The 17,713-nt window shown below is 35.8% G+C and carries 17 protein-coding genes and 1 pseudogene; 5 read left to right on the plus strand and 13 right to left on the minus strand.

The features are described from left to right. Positions 1 to 233: 233 nt before the first annotated feature. Positions 234 to 884, minus strand: coding sequence for a hypothetical protein (locus ACE199_RS03610; RefSeq protein ID WP_375348619.1), 651 nt, complete (start codon positions 882 to 884; stop codon positions 234 to 236). Positions 885 to 1,081: 197 nt separating this feature from the next. Here ACE199_RS03610 and ACE199_RS03615 point away from each other — a divergent pair, with 197 nt between their 5' ends. Then, positions 1,082 to 1,234 carry a hypothetical protein gene (locus ACE199_RS03615; RefSeq protein ID WP_375348620.1) on the plus strand — a complete coding sequence of 51 codons (153 nt, stop codon included), beginning with the start codon at positions 1,082 to 1,084 and terminating at the stop codon, positions 1,232 to 1,234. Positions 1,235 to 1,530: 296 nt separating this feature from the next. Here the strand turns inward: ACE199_RS03615 and ACE199_RS03620 are convergent, their stop codons facing one another. Then, positions 1,531 to 2,445, minus strand: coding sequence for a DMT family transporter (locus tag ACE199_RS03620; RefSeq protein ID WP_127760994.1), 915 nt, complete (start codon positions 2,443 to 2,445; stop codon positions 1,531 to 1,533). 268 nt (positions 2,446 to 2,713) lie between these two features. On the opposite strand from ACE199_RS03620, the gene ACE199_RS03625 reads away from it, so the two are divergent. Then, the gene (locus ACE199_RS03625; protein WP_375348622.1) at positions 2,714 to 3,760 is read left to right on the plus strand and encodes an FUSC family protein; all 1,047 of its coding nucleotides are present in this window, start codon (positions 2,714 to 2,716) and stop codon (positions 3,758 to 3,760) included. A 314-nt stretch (positions 3,761 to 4,074) separates the two neighbouring features. On the opposite strand, the gene ACE199_RS03630 is transcribed toward ACE199_RS03625, so the two are convergent. Next, positions 4,075 to 5,289 (minus strand): MFS transporter, encoded by a 1,215-nt coding sequence (locus tag ACE199_RS03630; protein ID WP_375348623.1) that lies wholly within the window; start codon positions 5,287 to 5,289, stop codon positions 4,075 to 4,077. Between the two features lie 121 nt (positions 5,290 to 5,410). Here ACE199_RS03630 and ACE199_RS03635 point away from each other — a divergent pair, with 121 nt between their 5' ends. Further along, positions 5,411 to 6,283, plus strand: a complete 873-nt coding sequence (locus ACE199_RS03635; RefSeq protein ID WP_375348624.1) for a LysR family transcriptional regulator — start codon at positions 5,411 to 5,413, stop codon at positions 6,281 to 6,283. A 145-nt stretch (positions 6,284 to 6,428) separates the two neighbouring features. Here the strand turns inward: ACE199_RS03635 and qoxD are convergent, their stop codons facing one another. The 4 genes from qoxD to qoxA are packed head-to-tail and all read right to left on the minus strand — an operon-like array spanning position 6,429 to position 10,229. Then, positions 6,429 to 6,716: a cytochrome aa3 quinol oxidase subunit IV gene (gene qoxD, locus ACE199_RS03640; protein ID WP_375348625.1), complete on the minus strand. Its 288-nt coding sequence runs from the start codon at positions 6,714 to 6,716 to the stop codon at positions 6,429 to 6,431. Continuing rightward, on the minus strand, positions 6,713 to 7,315 hold the full coding sequence (gene qoxC, locus ACE199_RS03645) for a cytochrome aa3 quinol oxidase subunit III (protein ID WP_375348626.1): 603 nt from the start codon (positions 7,313 to 7,315) through the stop codon (positions 6,713 to 6,715). The genes qoxD and qoxC overlap by 4 nt, the downstream gene beginning before the upstream one ends. Then, positions 7,312 to 9,261, minus strand: coding sequence for a cytochrome aa3 quinol oxidase subunit I (qoxB, locus tag ACE199_RS03650; protein ID WP_375348627.1), 1,950 nt, complete (start codon positions 9,259 to 9,261; stop codon positions 7,312 to 7,314). The genes qoxC and qoxB overlap by 4 nt, the downstream gene beginning before the upstream one ends. 50 nt (positions 9,262 to 9,311) lie before the next feature. Then, positions 9,312 to 10,229 carry a cytochrome aa3 quinol oxidase subunit II gene (gene qoxA, locus ACE199_RS03655; RefSeq protein ID WP_375348628.1) on the minus strand — a complete coding sequence of 306 codons (918 nt, stop codon included), beginning with the start codon at positions 10,227 to 10,229 and terminating at the stop codon, positions 9,312 to 9,314. A gap of 384 nt (positions 10,230 to 10,613) precedes the next feature. On the opposite strand from qoxA, the pseudogene ACE199_RS03660 reads away from it, so the two are divergent. Continuing rightward, positions 10,614 to 11,069: pseudogene (locus ACE199_RS03660) on the plus strand (FUSC family protein). A 411-nt stretch (positions 11,070 to 11,480) separates the two neighbouring features. Here the strand turns inward: ACE199_RS03660 and ACE199_RS03665 are convergent. From ACE199_RS03665 to ACE199_RS03690, 6 genes are all read right to left on the minus strand, one after another. Continuing rightward, positions 11,481 to 11,678, minus strand: a complete 198-nt coding sequence (locus ACE199_RS03665) for a hypothetical protein (protein ID WP_127761001.1) — start codon at positions 11,676 to 11,678, stop codon at positions 11,481 to 11,483. 24 nt (positions 11,679 to 11,702) lie between these two features. Then, the gene (locus ACE199_RS03670; RefSeq protein ID WP_375348629.1) at positions 11,703 to 12,011 is read right to left on the minus strand and encodes a Rieske (2Fe-2S) protein; all 309 of its coding nucleotides are present in this window, start codon (positions 12,009 to 12,011) and stop codon (positions 11,703 to 11,705) included. Between the two features lie 849 nt (positions 12,012 to 12,860). Then, positions 12,861 to 13,283, minus strand: a complete 423-nt coding sequence (locus ACE199_RS03675) for an acyl-CoA thioesterase (protein ID WP_375348630.1) — start codon at positions 13,281 to 13,283, stop codon at positions 12,861 to 12,863. A 165-nt stretch (positions 13,284 to 13,448) separates the two neighbouring features. Further along, complete coding sequence (locus ACE199_RS03680) at positions 13,449 to 14,759, minus strand: MFS transporter (protein WP_252290151.1); 1,311 nt, start codon at positions 14,757 to 14,759, stop codon at positions 13,449 to 13,451. Between the two features lie 74 nt (positions 14,760 to 14,833). Then, positions 14,834 to 15,670: a beta-keto acid cleavage family enzyme gene (locus ACE199_RS03685; protein ID WP_375348631.1), complete on the minus strand. Its 837-nt coding sequence runs from the start codon at positions 15,668 to 15,670 to the stop codon at positions 14,834 to 14,836. Between the two features lie 74 nt (positions 15,671 to 15,744). Beyond that, positions 15,745 to 16,500 (minus strand): 3-hydroxybutyrate dehydrogenase, encoded by a 756-nt coding sequence (locus tag ACE199_RS03690; protein ID WP_375348632.1) that lies wholly within the window; start codon positions 16,498 to 16,500, stop codon positions 15,745 to 15,747. 601 nt (positions 16,501 to 17,101) lie between these two features. Here ACE199_RS03690 and ACE199_RS03695 point away from each other — a divergent pair. After that, complete coding sequence (locus ACE199_RS03695) at positions 17,102 to 17,701, plus strand: TetR/AcrR family transcriptional regulator (protein WP_375348633.1); 600 nt, start codon at positions 17,102 to 17,104, stop codon at positions 17,699 to 17,701. The last annotated feature ends 12 nt before the right edge of the window (positions 17,702 to 17,713 follow it).

The following is a 17,713-nucleotide window of genomic DNA, read 5'->3' on the forward strand; positions in this document are numbered from 1 at the left end:
AGGTCTTTTCATCGTGCGAAAGTTTGTTTTGGAAGGAAGGGGTACCCCTTCCTTCCAAAACAAACTCACCTCTTAGAATAAAATTATCTAAAAATACTTGACTAGAGGTAAGAAAGGCATGAGCCCAGTACAATACCGGTCACATGCCCTACACGTTGCCCAATGAAATAACCTGTCTAACTTTATGGGGTCACTTTAAACATACACATTTTTTGGGGTCAGCCTTTTCTAGTTTAATCATGATAATCCATCGTGCTTAATGAGTCCATATGGCTAGCAATCATCGCTATAATTGTACTTGCTTCTTCCTTACTAAAAATAAAGTTTGTTTCGTCTTTTAACATCTCTTCATCGTCCGTCCAAATACGATTGATTCGTTTGAGTACACCATCTCCCGTTTCTTGGACAATCCCAAACTGATAGGTCACCTCTACTTCATCTTCTAGAAAATAAGCGGTGACCTCAGGAGTTTCCCATTCTACATCAATTTCCTCAAACAGTTCTGCTACTTCATCCTCATCTGATTCGTAGAAATGCTGTTCCCCATCTACAAATACCTCTTCTACGCTATCGTCTTCCAGATACATATGGAAGCTTTCATGAACGGCATCAATAATATCTTCTATGTCAGCTAGCACGACCTTACTAGCTTGACCAAGGTCTGGTTCAAAAGATTCGATATAGAATTCTTCATTATGCGGATCGAAAAAAAGGGTACAAAAATACTCTCTTTCAACACCTTCATTTTCAATAAAAAACTCAATTCTCGGATGCTTTGCCCCGCGTTCTATTGACATTCCACCATTTTCATCATACTTATCACAAATTGAATCGAGGCTATCCTCTAATTCGCTACACACTCTGTCGAACCATTCTAAAGACATATAAGATTCCACCCTTTTCATGTAATCATCTTTATTATGAGCTTTTAACGTCGAGGCTTCCTATTTAATTAATTGTAAACCTGGGCGATTTATCCTTCCCCTCATAGCACATGTTGAGGTTATGGAATAACTTTTTGTTTAAAGCTATACAATTAGCGGAATAATACAAACGTTTTCATTAGAAAGGAGGAATTCTCATGCCGAAAGGACAAAAATCCCCTAATAACAACCTAAACATTACTAGTGACCTTATAAGTGGCGACCCTAATAAAAGTATGCCATCTGGAGCTAACCGTGTTCCGGCTGGCACTGTAGGACAAAAAGATGGCAATAAAACAAAATTGACTTAAGAGAGTAAACCTTATGCGGGATAGAAGTTGACTGAAGTAATTTATTCTCCCTAAAACCATACTGCTGCTATTACGTAAAACAATCTTTATTGGCAGTTGTGCCAAAATGCAGTTTAGCTGTATGGTAACTTTCCGCCGTTGCCGAGAGCACTAACGACGAAAACGAAGACGTTGTTTTTTATTGTAGGTATGCAAAAGTATGATGGAATTTAATAAAAAGCAAAGGTTTAGCCTCGTTTTGACTAAACCTTTGCTCATCTCTGTTTATTACTCTTATACCAGTATGTAATTCAAGATCATATTTTTTCCTGGAGAGTTGTATGTTTATATTCTGGTTCACTTTTCTTCGGACGATTCACTAAATAAATGCTGCTGGCGATTAAAATAAGTCCAACAAAAAGGGAAAGTGTAAAGGGCTCTCCTAAAAACGAAGTTCCGAATAATACCGCGATAAGTGGTACAAGAAACGTACTGGAAGCTACTTTGCTAGTCTCACCAGAATTTAATAACTTAAAGTAAAGAATATAAGCAACAGGAATGCCTAAAGTTGATCCAAAAACTAATCCAAATACATAGGTGCTATTCCAAACAATGTCTGACCAACTTTCAACCCCTAATCCCATACCGGTCAGCACCACTCCTCCTAATACCGACTGTAGAGCTACTAGCCACAAGGAGTCAACCTTAGGACTTACTTTTTTCACATAAATGACACCCAAAGTCCAGCTAATAGCAGTAATCATAGCTAATGCGAGACCTAAAAGTGAAACTTGTCCAGAAATTCCACCTATACTTACAGCTCCTACACCTAGGAAACCAATAACAAGACCAATAACTTTTATAGCGGACATTGTTTCTCCCAACCAAATCCAAGCAAAAATCCCGATAAGCACCGGTTGTAAATACACAATGACTGAAAACAAGCCTCCTGGTAAATACATTAAACCAATTGTTTGAAGTCCAAAGAAGAGTACAGTATTGAATAACGCAGAAACACAATAGATACGCCAATTTTCACTCCATCTTATGCTTTTTCTTTTTGGAAAACATAAAATAGACAATAATACTCCCCCGATAAGAGCGCGCATCCCAGCGTATAAAAGAGGTGGCGTATAAGAAAGCGTAAACTTGTAAATCGGCCAGCATAGTCCCCATATTAGAACAAGACATGCCATATATATAATCATTTTTTTACGTGATAGTTCTATCATTTTGTCCGTCTCCCCTTTAAGCTTACTAATATTTTAGAAAAATATAATTTGTAATACTATATTGATTGAACTTTCCTGTAAAAACAAGGAAAACACTCATTATTTTACATCTACTTAACTATTTAATGCAAACTGTTATTTCAACAAATGAAAAAGAAAGAAATATTAATCTTATTATCAAAAGGAATTGAAAAAGTCGAGGTTACACCGTATATTTGAAAGGATAATTTATGAAACCATATCATTGAGATTAAAGAGTGCGTCTGAAATGGAGGATTTGAGCATTGTGAAGTTAGGCCCACGAGTTATTAAAACAGGAATGGCTGTTACACTTGCTTTATATATTTGTTCTTTATTTAACCTTGAATCAGCGGTGTTTGCTGGAATAGCTGCCATTTTTACAATCCAACCATCGATTTACCGAACATGGAAACATATCTGGAACCAAGTGCAAACAAATACCCTCGGTGCCATTATCGCACTAATTGCTTTGCATTTTCTTGGGAATGATCCGTTTGCCATGGGTCTTGTTATGATCATCGTAATTTTAATAAGTTTAAAATTAAAGATGGAGGAAACCATTTCACTTACATTAGTTACCGTACTCGCAATCATGAGTGCACCCGGAAATGAGGATTTGAGCTTTGCTTTGCATCGCTTTGGAATTATTTTAATTGGAATGACATCAGCTTTATTAGTGAATATTTTTATTTTTCCACCCAATTACAAGAAAAATTACATAGAGAAAGTTCATACTATTTTTCAAAATATGTCACTCCTCATGCGAACGGCTATTTCCAATGAAATGACAGAAAAATCGTTCCAAGATCAACTGAAGCAATTAGAAAATGATATTTTAAAATTAGAAGACCAATATAAGCTATTTGATGAAGAACGTGAAAAAATGGCAAAATTAAATAACATGAATCTACGCGAAATTGTCGTGTTCAAGCAAATGCTTAAATCCCTTCACCAAGGATTTATTGTATTGGAAAATATCGACTCCTTTTATTTTCAAAGTAAACCAAGCACAGAAGAAAATTTATTATTTGATCAGCACTTAGAACATTTAATCAAGTATCATGAACTTTTTTTATTAAAGTACGATGGAAAAATAAAAATTGATGAACCCCAACTTGAAGGCGATATTATGGGGCAAACAATTTCCTTTTTAGAAAAAGTTATTTATTCTTATAACGAAGACCATAAACAAAAAATCCAACTTGCTGTAATCGGCTCATCCATTTATAATTATGCGTTTCAAATGGAGCGGTTAAATCGTCTAGTTGAACAATATATAAAAAAATTAAAATAACTTTAAAAAACTCAATTAAACAACGGATGAATGGTAATATAAAAGCATCTTCTGAATACACGTCTGAAAGAATCACTTATAATATACCAATGGAATTATTAGACTATAGACCGATTCCCCTGCTATTTGATTAACTATTGAAGAATTAAAAAACATATATCCCTACTTAGTACAGGGATATATGTTTTTTAACGTTCCACTTTACTCCTCCCCTTTATTCTTTTTACTGTGTTTGACACTTCCTTTCTTTTAATTAAGCACGTTCCTTACGCTGATTTTCGAGAGAAGTATGCTCTGGATTTGTTTCATACTGTTCACGACGTTTGAACTGCTTCCATCCGTGATAAACGGAGTGATTGACTTATTACAATTACCAGTAAGCTAGTGAAGATTAATAGCCCGCAAATCATAAAAATAACTCCACTCCATCCAAAATGGCTTAAAAATACTCCGCCAAACCAACCAATAAGACTGGATCCAATATAATAGCACAATAAGTATAAAGATGAAGCATATGCTTTTGAACGAGGGTGTGAAATGATGCCTATCCAGCCACTTGCTATGCTATGAGCCGCAAAGAATCCGGATGCAAATAGGATGAGTCCTATAATGAGAAGAAAGATATTACTTGATAATGTCATCAAAGAGCCAATCAGAGCCATGACAATAGCCCCGCTCACCAAACGAGAACGTGAATATCTTTCTGTAAGATTCCCAAAAAGATACGAACTCCATGATCCAGTCAATTGAAAAATGAATAAAAAGCCAATCGCGGTTTGACTTAAATGATATGGGGATTTTGATAAGGGAAAACCAATATAATTAAATAAGGATACATAGACACCCATTAATAAAAAACCTATTCCATAAATACAAAATAAGCTTTTATTCTTTAAACCGCTTGATATTCCTGTTGCCCAGTTACCAAATGAAAGGTTTGCCTTTCTGAAGTTTTGGGATTCAGGCAAATAAATCCAGAACAACAAGCTGCCTATTAAACTAAATAACCCTAAAACTAAAAGAGCTATATGCCATGAGAAAAAATCAGTTAATGTACTGACAATTATCCGCCCCAAAAAACCGCCAAAAGCAGAACCACCTATATAAATACCCATGATTCGCCCAATATGCTTTGGAGAAACCTCCTCACTTAAATAGGTCATAGCGATAGCCGGAAAGCCACCCATAGCAATTCCTTGTAATATTCGTAAAAAAAGCAAAGTTTCAAAATTGGGGCTGAAAGAAGCTAAAATGCCTACTAGTGATGTGAAAAGTAAAGATATCCCCATGATTTTCTTTCGACCCCAAGCATTTGAAAACACTGTAATAAACAGCATGCTAACTGCCAGTGCGACTGTTGCAAAGGAAATCGTTAAGCTTGACGTTGATGGCGATATATTAAATTGTTTGGAAAAGGTATGAATTAACGGTTGAGGACTGTACAAAATCGCAAAAGTAACGGTACTTCCTAACAGCATGCTCAGGAAGATCCGACGATATGCAGGGGTGCCAAATTCGATATATTGCATAAAAAACATCTCCTTATTTTTATCTACATTCAGTGTACTTCTTAAATAAGGATAACGTCTATTGCATTATAATTATGAAAATGATACCTTTTCATTATCAATAAGAAAGAGAGCGTATAAAATGGAGTGGCAGCAACTTGAATATTTTCGTGTAGTCGCAAAAACAGAACACTTTAGAAAATCGGCAGAGCTGTTAGCAATTTCTCAACCTGCCCTCAGCCGTTCTATTCATAAATTAGAAGAAGAACTTGGAGTCACACTTTTTGAGAGGGCTGGACGTTCCGTTCAGCTAAATAAGTTTGGGCGACTTTTCTTGAAACGAGTTGAAAGTGGATTAAATGAGATTTCGATTGGCATCCAGGAGATTAATCAGTTGAAGAATCCATATACAGGAAACGTTTCTCTTGCTTTTCTACAAACATTAGGCATAACTATTTTGCCTGAAATAATCAGCAGTTTTAACAAACAATATCCCCATGTGGAAATTCAACTCTATCAGAACAAAACATTAAGCAGCATTCAGCAGCTCCTCAACAGAGAAGTTGATTTATGTCTGATTAGTTCATTTGAGCATAATCCAAATATTACATGGCATCCATTAATGGATGAGGAGCTATTCTTATATGTACCTGCCAACCATCGGTTCGCATCAAAGTCTTCGGTAGCTCTTAGTGAATTATCCGATGACAATTTTATTAGCTTTAAGAAAGGGCTAGGGATGAGAGGGGTCATTAACAACTTTTGTGAAAAAGCAGGATTTACTCCGCGAATAAAATTTGAAGGAGAAGACGTTTCCACTCTGGCTGGTCTTGTTTCATCCGGGCTTGGAGTTACCATTATTCCAGCATTTCATGGAATCAGCTCGAATAAGATTAAACAAATTTCAATTTCCAAACCGTATTGTCATAGGGAAATAGGCATCGCCTGGTTAAATGGACATACATTATCACCATCAGCAGATTTATTTCGAACCTGTGTAATAGAAATGTTTTAATTTAAAGTGAACCCTTAATCTAACTCAAATAGCGTTCATCAAGTAACAATTGTACTTAATGAACGCTTCTTTCATACTATATTTTTCAAAATCCAACTTTTCCTTTCTCGCCGCGGCAAATAGAGATCCCCTTCGATACATCCAATCAGTATTTCCAACCCCAAATCATACATAATAGTGTACCGAAAATCGTCACTAAGGCAATAAGTAAGGCGTAATATATATTCGCGAAAATAGATTTGCTATCATCTGTTTCACGAGCATGCATAAACACAACGAGTTGAACAGATGCTTGTATAAATGCTGTCACGATAAAAATCGTCATGCCTATCGTTCTCGACATATTGAAGAAATAAACTAGAAGGGCCGCTGCCGTCAAAACCAGTGACAATATAAAGCCCCATACCTGTTTGGCTGGAAATAATTCTCTCATGCTCGCGTCATCCCTTCCAAGTAGATAAAGGTAAAAATAAAAATCCAGACAACATCTAAGAAATGCCAGTAAAGAGAGAAGATGAATGATTTATTGGCCGTCTCAGGCGTTATCCCGCGCTTTGCCACCTGGATGATAATAAATAATCCCCAGAAAAATCCTAATGTAACATGAGCCCCATGCGTTCCTAATGTTGTAAAGAGCATCGATGTAAAGGCACTAGTTTGCAGGGTAGCTCCTTCGTGATAATAAACCATGAACTCATCAATTTCAAAGCCTAAAAATCCTAGTCCAAGGAGAAGCGTAATAACAAAGAACGTTAACATGGCCTTCTTATTTCCAAGCCGCATAGCATGAATGCCCAGTCCAATGACAAAGCTACTTGTTAAGAGCAAGAAAGTTTCCATAAGTACGGGGAAGATTTCAAAAATTTCTACCCCGGTAGGACCGTCACCTGTACGGTCCACTAATGTGAAATAAGATGTAAAAAGTGTTCCAAAGAGCATAATTTCAGCACCAAGGAAAACCCAGAAGCCTAAAATATTTAAACGATTTTGTTCCGTACTATATTCAAGAGGTTGCGAGTGGTCTACTTTCATTTATGATTACCTCCCATTTTCACTTCTGTTTCTTTAATTTCTTCTACAGAAATATAATGTCCATGATCAATCTCAAATGAACGATGGGCCATACAAACAAAGATACCGATTAACGAAATAACTGCCAGAATCCACATACTGAATACTAACGCAAATCCAAACACAAAGAAGATAGCAGACATGATAAACGGTACGCCACTATTATTAGGCATATGAATTTTCTTATAGTCACCTTTGAATAATTCATGTCCTTTGTATTTAGCATCCCAAAATGGTTCCCTTGAATCCACTTGCGGAATAATAGCAAAGTTATACTCAGGTACTGGATTATGAGTAGCCCATTCAAGAGAACGTGCATCCCATGGATCACCGCCAACATGTCTTGGAGCATGACGAATGCTGTAGTAAATGGTATACACGATTAATACAAAGCTAATCGCCATAAAAGCCGCCCCTATAAAGGAAACAAAATTTAATGGTCCATATCCAGTTGCTTCAGAATACGTATACATCCGACGTGCTTGTCCATCTAAACCAGTGATATACATAGGGAAGAAAGCTAAAGAAAAACCAATAGTTTGAAACCAAAACGCCCATTTCCCAATCCTTTCATTTAACATAAAACCAAAAATTTTCGGCCAGTAGTAAGTGCTGCCAGCAAGCACGGCAAATGCTACACCTGGAATGATGACATTATGGAAGTGAGCTACTAAAAACATTGTATTATGGTATTGATAATCCGCTGCCGACATCGCAAGCATAACCCCAGTCACTCCACCAATTGTGAAAAGCGGGATGAAAGCTATTGAATAAAGCATAGGCACGGTAAACCTAATTCGTCCTTTCCACATCGTGAACAACCAGTTAAAAATCTTAATACCGGTTGGAACAGCAATAACCATCGTTGTAATGGAGAAAATACTATTAACATATGCCGTTTGACCCATTGTGAAAAAGTGATGAGTCCAAACAAAAAATGAATAGAGAGAGATTACAACCATTGAGATAACCATGGATTTGTAGCCATATATGTTGCGTCGCGAAAAAGTTGGGATAATCTCACTGAAAATACCGAATGCGGGAAGTATTAGGATATATACTTCAGGATGACCCCAAACCCAGAATAGGTTCGCCCATAGCATATCCATACCACCATCAGTCGTTGCAAAAAATTTGGTGTCGAATAATCGATCCATTGTTCCCATAAGCAGCGCTATTGTTAATACAGGGAAGGCAAAAATGATAATAATACTTGTAACGAAAGCAGACCATGTAAACATTGGCATTCTCATTAATGTCATACCAGGTGCTCTCATTCTAAGAATAGTCGTAATAAAGTTAATCCCTGTCATTAATGTACCTATTCCAGCTATCTGAATAGCAATCATATAATAGTTCGTCCCAACACTCGGGCTAAATTCATTATCTGCAAGTGGAAAATAGGATGACCACCCTGCATCAGGCGAACCACCAATTACAAAAGAGATGTTAAATAGCATCGCACCCATAAAAAACAACCAAAAACTGATAGCATTTAGACGTGGAAATGCTACATCTCGAGCTCCAATCTGTAAGGGTACTACGATGTTCATAAAAGCCATAATGTACGGCATGGCCATAAAGATAATCATAATAACCCCGTGTGCTGAAAAAACTTCATTATAGTGTTGTGAATCTAATAATTTATTATCTGGTACGGCAGTTTGTGTGCGCATCATCAGAGCATCTACCCCACCACGAAATAACATCAACAAAGCCGATATTAGATACATAGTACCAATTTTTTTATGATCGACAGTTGTTATCCATTCACTCCACAAGTAAATCCATTTTTTAAAGTACGTTAGACCAAAAATAATTAAAAACACTGTCACACCAATGGCTATCATTGATGCATAAATGGCGGGACTAGGATGAGGTACAGCAAATTTAGCGAAATAACCCATACTTTTGTGTTTCCTTTCTAAACATATTTTTCTTGCGGTAAGCCAAGAAACTATTCATAATTGTGTGCTGATTCATTACTTGACTCATGATCATGCTCCATATATTCATCATTTACATCTTCATTAGAATCTTTTGAACCGTGGTGATGTTCAGGAGCTGGTGAAAAGCCTAAATGTGTTCCGGTAAAAGTTAATTGCCCCGTATAACCAGGTTTCAATAATTCATTAAACTTTGCTTCCGTAATAGGCTCTGCTGTGTCTTTAACTTCCTTTACCCAGTCATCAAACTCAGCTTGTGACATAGCTTCGACATGAAACATATTTTGCGCAAATCCTTTTCCACTAAAGTTTGCATTCCTTCCCATCATTTCACCTTCTTCGTCAGCAGCTAAATGCAATGTAGTTACCATATCGGCCATGGCATATTTTTGGCCGCCTAGCTGCGGAACCCAGAAACTCGTGATAGGCCCAAATGAATACAGTTTAAATTCAAGTGGTCGTTTTGTCGGAATATACAGGTAGTTCACAGTTTCTATCCCATTTTCGGGATAACTAAAATGCCACTTCCAATCAGATGTTGAAGCGTAAATTACTAATGGATCTTGCCCTTTGTACTTCTCTGGAGTGGCTTCTACTTTATTGTTAGAAATGATAGTAACTACCGAGAAGAAAATGACAATTAAAATTGGAACCCCAACAATAATTGACTCAACAAGGTGATTCCCTTCAATGTAGGGAGGTTCATAATCTTTAGGTAGTTTAGAGTCACGATATTTTACCAACACAAAAACCAAAAATGCACAAACAGCAATAGTAATAACTGACATTATCGCAATAGATATCCAAATCACATTAGCTTGCGTTTGGGCTTGAGGTCCTTTAGGATCTAGAACCATTAGTGGGTCACAGCCAGTCAGTACAGTGACTATGACAAAGAAAATAACTAATAAAGACCATTTTATGTTCATACATGTACTCCTCTCTTGTTTAAGATTTTATTTCTAAGTTATCCTGAAAAAATGAAGTTATCCCAAAAAATGAAGTTATCTGTGTTTATATTGGAAAATAAGCCAATATCAAAAAAGAAAATAAAAAAGACTGAACCTTTATGCCATCACTATTCGATGACTATTAGGGACAGTCTTTTTCATTTGAGCTACATCTATTTCTTCTTCAATAACTTTTCATATTTCTTCTATTTCGCATCCATTAAAAACACATATTAACAAAAAGGGAATATTAAGCAGAAATTAATCAAAAAATGGATGTTACACTGTATATCGGAAATAGTAATTTATAAATTCAAGAAGATTTGAATTAGACTTTCGTCTGAAACTGAGGATTTGAGCATTGTGAAGTTAGGACCACGAGTTATTAAAACAGGAATTGCTGTTACACTCGCTTTATATATTTGTTCTTTATTTAATTTTGAATCAGCGGTGTTTGCTGGAATAGCTGCTATTTTTACTATCCAACCGTCGATTTACCGAACATGGAAATATATCTAGAATCAAGTACAAACTAATACCTTAGGTGTCATTATTGCATTAATCGCTTTGCACTTTCTCGGAAATAATCCGTTTGCCATCGGTCTTGTTATGATTATTGTCATTTTAATAAGTTTAAAATTAAAAATGGAGGAGACCATTTCACTTACATTAGTTACCGTACTCACAATTATGAGTGCACATGGAAATGAGGATTTAATCTATGCTCTGCATCGCTTTGGAATTATTTTAATTGGGATAACGTCCGCCTTATTAGTGAATATTTTCATTCTCCACCGAATTATAAGAAACATTATATAGAGAAAGTTCATACTATTTTTCAAAATATGTCGCTTCTCATGCGAACGGCTATTTCTAACGAGATGATAGAAAAGTCATTTCAGGATCAACTAAAACAATTAGAAAGTGATATTTTAAGATTAGAAGAACAATACAAGCTATTTGATGAAGAACGTGAAATAAGAAAGCATATATTCCTACGGAATTCAGATATAACCGAATACGTTTTTTGGTATTTGATTTGTCTTTACAAAAAATATAAAAAGGAGAACCTAGATAAAATGAGGAAAAAGAGAATGCTTGGGATTAAATAGTTGAGGAAAAACATAGATAACTAGAAGGTAAATGGATGTAAAAGCAGTGGATTTCACAATTCGAAATTACACTGCTTTTATCTTTATCCTTTTCATCTTCATCAATCTCTTATTAAAACTAAATACCTAGTCTGACAAATTCCTCCTCAAGAGTGCTCAACCATTCGTCCATAGTAATACCTTCAGGATTCTGAGAAGTTGGCTTTTGGTGCCAGTCTGCATCAGGGAAGAATCCCTGACGAATGTTCCATTTTAATTGAACTAAATCTTCAAGATCTAAATCATGTAAATCTTTGAACCAAATTTGTTTATCCATCGTTACGATTACCTCCACCTAGTTTTATATATTAATCCACAATTCGTCATCTCGAATATCAACAGGGTAAGTCTCTAAAGCTGTATAACATGGACCAGCCAATGGCTCCCCTGTTTTGATATCAAATTTTCCGCCATGCCTTGGACAATTCACTGCACTTCCATCTACTGAACCATCTGTTAAATACTGTTTTCTATGCGTACAAAGATTAGAAGTAACAAAATAACCTTCCTCTATCTTAAATAGAACTAGACTTTGTTCACTTACATTAATCCCCTTCATGTCGCCAACCTGTTTAACATCATCCGTATTAGCTACTTTTATCCAAGCCATTATCCACCTCTTAATTGGTTCTGTTCTTCCAAAACAATTAGTTATTACAGTATTAAAAAAGTTTTAAATACATTAAACCCTTTGTTCCCAACTTTAATCGTTCCCTTTACAAAACACCTATTCTGCTCTTTAATATTCCATTTAAAACAATAAATACTCGCAAATTTTGCAACTATCCATAAAAGAAATTACTCAGAACTCGTTGCCCATTTACGAAGTAATTGTATCGTTTTGGATAATTAACAGATGCGGATTCATATAAAATTCCCTAAATCAAAAAGAAGAGAATCAATATTCCCTAATATTAGGAATAGATTCTCTTCTCTTTATAACAATTCCCTTATCCTCCAAAATCAAATTGACGATAGTGCTTCTCCAAATTTACCAAATGGGGTTCTTGCACCATCTAAAATAACTGTTCTTATCATAGTATAATCTCTTCCAGTTGCTCTTAGTTTACAACTACAAGTTCAGAAGAACCTGAAAATTACACTTCCGTTTTTTCTCGTACTTTCTCAACAGTTACATTCCTCTGTATTTCAACGAGCATCAGTCCGCTCTGAGTAAAGGCGAAAACCTCATGATCTTTTTATTGACTTCCTTACATAAAATAATTGTTAAACATTTTACAAAAGTTATAGGCTATTCCTGCGTCATTCCACTCTCTTCAATTAAAGCTATTTAAACTTAATGAGAACTTGAAATTCTATTTATTATTTTAAAAAGGATGTCCACAAATTAATGCTAGACATCCCTTCCCTTTGTTTATCTTATAAATGTAATCACAAAAGAAATGACACGATCTGAAAATACCTTTACCTTGCTTCTAACATGGCTTCAACATATGCTTCAACTCTTTACTATCTCGGCATTTTCAGGCATCATTTTTTCTCGCACTTCATTTGGAATTGGACAAGCCTTTGGCTTTTCTTTAAACGATGTCCAAGCGCGAACTTCATACCCTTCCGCGACGATTTTTTCCTCTTTGAAAAACGTATGGCTTATTTTGAACACTTTTTGGTGCAATTCCACGACTTTACTATGAACGGTCACATTATCTTCAAACAATAACGGACTCTTAAATTGACAGTTTGCTTCAAGCAGCGGGACACTGACTTGCTGCTCAGCGTATAAGGTAGAAGTTGGATAACCGATAGCAGCTAAAAACTCATGTGTGGCCTCGTCCATCCATTTATAAAAATTAGGATAAAATACAATTCCCGCAGCATCCGTATCTCCCCACCTTACTCTAAATGAATACTCTATGACCATTCTTCAACATCTCCTCTATACTTTAAGTAATCATCTCTACTGTAAAAATTCTTCTATTTAAGATTTAGTAATATTCTTACATTTTAAAGTCTATCAATTCTCTAACTTCATCTCGCGTTGCCGCTTCTCAATCTAGTATTTTAGCTAATTCTACATAACTATTATTTAAGAAATAGTTTTTACCTCAGCCTCTTTTTCACTTACAACACTTAATCCTTTTTTCTTCAACGTTAGAATAACCGCGCCACCAAGAATAATTAACGTACCAAGCGTGAACATCCCGGTTGAAATAGCTAACTGTCCAAAGATCATTGGGCCAACAAATCCCCCCAAACTCGCAAATGCATTCACCATTGCGATGCCGGCTGGTGCAGTCGATTCTGTAAAAAATAGTGTCATAAAGGAGAAAAAGGTGCCTATAAACCCGTATAGTCCAATTGCCGCAAAGGCAATCAAGGTAATGGTCATCGTTGCACTATCTGCAAAACCAGACAGGATAAAACATACTCCTGCAATAAGAAGGCTTCCAATCAAATGTTTCCGATGTTCCTTTCTTTTATCCGAACTCCACGCAAAGAGTAACATAGAAGGAATCCCAACTATTGCCGGTATAATGGTTAACCAACCAATTTCCATATTACTAGAACTAGCAGCAAATGATTTAACGATGCTAGGAAGCCAAAAGCCAAGACCGTACATCGATGTATAATGCGCAAAGTAAATAAACGCTAACTTCCATACCTTTGAATCTTTAATCATATCTAATTTCGTTGCTTTATTTACCGCAAGGCTTTGACGTCTTTCTCTATCTAATTCATTTTCCAGCCAATTTTTTTCTTCATCTGTTAACCATTTAGCATCTTTCGGACGATTCGTTAAGTAAAATAATACGATAACCCCTAAAATAATGGCCGGAATTCCTTCAAGAATAAACATCCATCTCCAACCCGCCATCCCATTCCATGCAATATTGTCCATAATCCAAGTTGAAAGGGGGGCCCCTATAATAGTACCAATTGGTAAAGCCAACGTAAGAATGGCAGAAGCACGCCCTCTTTCTTGGCTTCGGAACCAATAAGTAAAATATAAAATAATCCCTGGGAAGAAGCCTGCCTCAGCAATTCCCATTAAAAAACGGACAATATACAAATGTGTAGCCGATTGCACAAATGCTGTGAGAATCGTGATAAGACCCCATGTGATCATAATTCGGGCAATCCAGACTTTCGCTCCGACTTTGTGCATAATCAAATTGCTTGGTATTTCAAATAAGAAATAGCCAATAAAGAAAATACCTGACAATAAACCAAAAACTTCTGCGGATAGTGCCAGGTCTGCGTTCATTTCTAAAGCAGCAAACCCTAAATTCACACGGTCTAAATACGCAATGATATAACATATCAAGACAAATGGTAGTATGCGTGTCATTGTCTTTTTAATTGTTGTACGCTCAATGGATTGACTTATTGAATTCATCTTATGGAAATCCCCCTTATCATTCTTCCTAAACAAAACGTGCACACGGCGTAATCAAGAACAAGTGTAATCCATTAAGAATTTGCAGGCTTCTTTACTTTTAACCCTAGAATCTCTCTAGCTTCGTCAGGTGTTGCGACTTTGCGACCTAGTGTTTCGGCTAATTCTACAATTCTCTTTACAAATTGTGCGTTGGTTTTTGCTAGTTCGCCCTTACGGAAATAAACAGCATCTTCCATACCTACACGAACATGTCCGCCAAGTAGAATAGTCATGGTATTAATCATTAGCTGATCTTTACTCGCCCCAATAGCTGACCAGATAGCGCCTTCTGGAATACTATTTCTCATAAACATTAGAGTTTCAGGTGTAGCAGGAATTCCACCTTGTGCCCCTAATACAAATTGGAAAAAGTAAGGCGGTTTAATTAGTCCTTTTTTAGCAACGCGTAGGGCATTATGAATCATCCCAACATCGAACACTTCAAGTTCTGGTTTCACATTGTTTTCCAACATTTTCTCTGCTAATTGCTCTAGCATGGCAGGCGTATGAATAAATACATTTGGTCCGATATTGAAAGACCCTGCATCATAGGAAGCAATCTCAGGTTGTAATTCAACAACTGGAAATCTTTTTGTTACGTCTTTCAGTTCTCCACCAGCAGTCGTAAAGTTAATAATGATATCACAATTCTTCTCTTCTAATAGTCTTCTTACTTCACGATACTTATCTAAATCTAAAGTCGGAATTCCGTCCTCATCACGAACATGAATATGGGCAATGGCTGCACCCGCTTTCCATGATTCATAAATAGAATCAGCAATTTCCTGTGGTGTCGTTGGTAAATAAGGAGTGTGATCCTTCGTTGCAAAATCTCCTGTTGTAGCTACCGTGATAATTAATTTTTCCATTATAATCCCGCCTTTTCATTAGTTATTTTTTTAATATTCGGACTTTTATGTCTAAAAAAACTGTTTTATGTTTTTTAGCTACCGCCTGTAACACCGATTCCTTCACCAGTGATGGCTGCCGCGCCATCTGAAGCTAAGAATACAGCTGTAGCGCCTATTTCTGAAGGTTCAAGAAGACGTTTCATCCATTGTTTGCCTAGGATGTGATGATTTAGAGCTTCTTCTACAGTAGTTCCATCTTGTTCTGCAAGTTTTGGCAATTGTTTTTCGATTAGTTCTGTACGTACTGGTCCAGGCATAATCGCATTGCAAGTAATACCAAATTTAGCAGTTTCTAATGCTGTCACCTGAGTGAAACCAACTTGTCCATATTTCGCTGCACAATAGGCAGATTTATAAGCATCAGGCATTCTGCCGTGAGCCGAAGAAATATTGATAATACGACCTTTATTTTGTTTTTTCATTGTAGGAATCACGTATTTTGTTGTTAAGAATGTTCCTTTCAACATAACGTCTATTAAAAGATCCCATTTTTCTACCGGGAAGTCTTCGATTGGAGAAATATGTTGAACTCCTGCATTGTTAACTAATACGTCGACCGTTCCACGTTCAGCAATGACTTGTTCAATAGCCATTTTTACGCTTTCTTCGTCTGCTACGTTTACTTTATAGCCTTTTGCATTTCCTAATCTTTCAGCCCCGCTTTTAGCTGCTTCTTCATTTAAATCAAAGATAGCAACAAAATCTCCATTGTTAATAAAGGATTCTGCGATTGCATATCCAATGCCCTGTGCTGCACCGGTAACAATTACTGTACGATTTTGTACCATGATTATAATCTCCTTCTGTTTTGATCATTCACCAATACAACAATATATTTAACAGAATCAATTCACCGAATATGTTCTGTTAAATATAATTTAAAGCGTTTTCATTTAACTGTCAACCTTTTTTTGGTATAATTGGGATACAAGTAAAGGATTAACTTATTATTACAATCAATTGTATTCCATACATATTTTCGCTAATAAATAGACTATTTAAATAAAAGGTTTTCGAAGTAGATTTAAATCCTACTCTTTAAAACTAGGGATATTACTTAGGTTTGTTAGCGTCCCTCTCTTAAATAACCAATCTCAACACTTGTCCAATAAAAATACCCGATTCCGCTTTAAGTTAGAATCAAGCATTCTTTGGTTTATTTAAAATCAGTTATACGACTTGATTCCCTAAACGGTTTTACTGTCTATAATTGATGCTTACAGGATTGCGTTGGTACATTTGTCTGTAACAAGAATTTCAGTCCTTGTACAATCGTTTTACTAAATAGTAAAATACATGATAATAGCCTTATAAATGTTTCTCAAAATAAGTTATTACATAGCAGTTACATTAAAATACATAGAAATTAAATGACATGAGGAGAATAAAATGTCTAAATCAAAATTAACAAGTCGTGACATTAAAGCAGTTGAAACTAAATCACGTATTTTTCAAACTGCATACAAGCTCATTTCAGAAAAAGAATATGAAAACGTTTCTATTTCTGATATTTGTAAGAGTGCAGATGTCTCCATTGGAGCTTTCTATCATCATTACAAAGGAAAAGATGATATATTATTAGAAATCTATAGCCAAGCAGACAAACATTACAATCAATCACTACGCGGCAAAGAATTTCACAACTATACAACGAAATTGGAAACCTATATTACATCATATTTCGAGTACAGTGCTAATACTACAGGATATAACATACTCAAACATATATTCCGCCCTGATAACAGATTATTCCAAATGGAAGATCGACCTTTAATGAAAAACCTTCTTAATATTATTGAAGCTGGTCAAAAAAGTTCAGAATTCCGCACAGATAAATCAGATAATGAACTATTTGAATTTGTCTTAGTAACAATAAGGGGAGTTATTTTCAACTGGTGTGTGAATGAAGGAACAGAAGATTTATTGCAGAAACAAAAGCTATTTACGGAATTTATTCTTCTATGTCTCAAAAATAATAACACAGAGTAAAACGATGAGTTA

The organism is Peribacillus sp. Hz7, assembly GCF_042136355.1.
Classification (GTDB): Bacteria; Bacillota; Bacilli; order Bacillales; family DSM-1321; genus Peribacillus; species Peribacillus asahii_A.

Excerpts from the sequence above, each read along its gene's own strand:
- ACE199_RS03610 (WP_375348619.1), bottom strand. The coding sequence starts at position 884 with ATGTCTTTAGAATGGTTCGACAGAGTGTGTAGCGAATTAGAGGATAGC.
- ACE199_RS03615 (WP_375348620.1), top strand. The coding sequence starts at position 1,082 with ATGCCGAAAGGACAAAAATCCCCTAATAACAACCTAAACATTACTAGT.
- ACE199_RS03620 (WP_127760994.1), bottom strand. The coding sequence starts at position 2,445 with ATGATAGAACTATCACGTAAAAAAATGATTATATATATGGCATGTCTT.
- ACE199_RS03625 (WP_375348622.1), top strand. The coding sequence starts at position 2,714 with ATGGAGGATTTGAGCATTGTGAAGTTAGGCCCACGAGTTATTAAAACA.
- ACE199_RS03630 (WP_375348623.1), bottom strand. The coding sequence starts at position 5,289 with ATGCAATATATCGAATTTGGCACCCCTGCATATCGTCGGATCTTCCTG.
- ACE199_RS03635 (WP_375348624.1), top strand. The coding sequence starts at position 5,411 with ATGGAGTGGCAGCAACTTGAATATTTTCGTGTAGTCGCAAAAACAGAA.
- qoxD (WP_375348625.1), bottom strand. The coding sequence starts at position 6,716 with ATGAGAGAATTATTTCCAGCCAAACAGGTATGGGGCTTTATATTGTCA.
- qoxC (WP_375348626.1), bottom strand. The coding sequence starts at position 7,315 with ATGAAAGTAGACCACTCGCAACCTCTTGAATATAGTACGGAACAAAAT.
- qoxB (WP_375348627.1), bottom strand. The coding sequence starts at position 9,261 with ATGGGTTATTTCGCTAAATTTGCTGTACCTCATCCTAGTCCCGCCATT.
- qoxA (WP_375348628.1), bottom strand. The coding sequence starts at position 10,229 with ATGAACATAAAATGGTCTTTATTAGTTATTTTCTTTGTCATAGTCACT.
- ACE199_RS03665 (WP_127761001.1), bottom strand. The coding sequence starts at position 11,678 with ATGGATAAACAAATTTGGTTCAAAGATTTACATGATTTAGATCTTGAA.
- ACE199_RS03670 (WP_375348629.1), bottom strand. The coding sequence starts at position 12,011 with ATGGCTTGGATAAAAGTAGCTAATACGGATGATGTTAAACAGGTTGGC.
- ACE199_RS03675 (WP_375348630.1), bottom strand. The coding sequence starts at position 13,283 with ATGGTCATAGAGTATTCATTTAGAGTAAGGTGGGGAGATACGGATGCT.
- ACE199_RS03680 (WP_252290151.1), bottom strand. The coding sequence starts at position 14,759 with ATGAATTCAATAAGTCAATCCATTGAGCGTACAACAATTAAAAAGACA.
- ACE199_RS03685 (WP_375348631.1), bottom strand. The coding sequence starts at position 15,670 with ATGGAAAAATTAATTATCACGGTAGCTACAACAGGAGATTTTGCAACG.
- ACE199_RS03690 (WP_375348632.1), bottom strand. The coding sequence starts at position 16,500 with ATGGTACAAAATCGTACAGTAATTGTTACCGGTGCAGCACAGGGCATT.
- ACE199_RS03695 (WP_375348633.1), top strand. The coding sequence starts at position 17,102 with ATGTCTAAATCAAAATTAACAAGTCGTGACATTAAAGCAGTTGAAACT.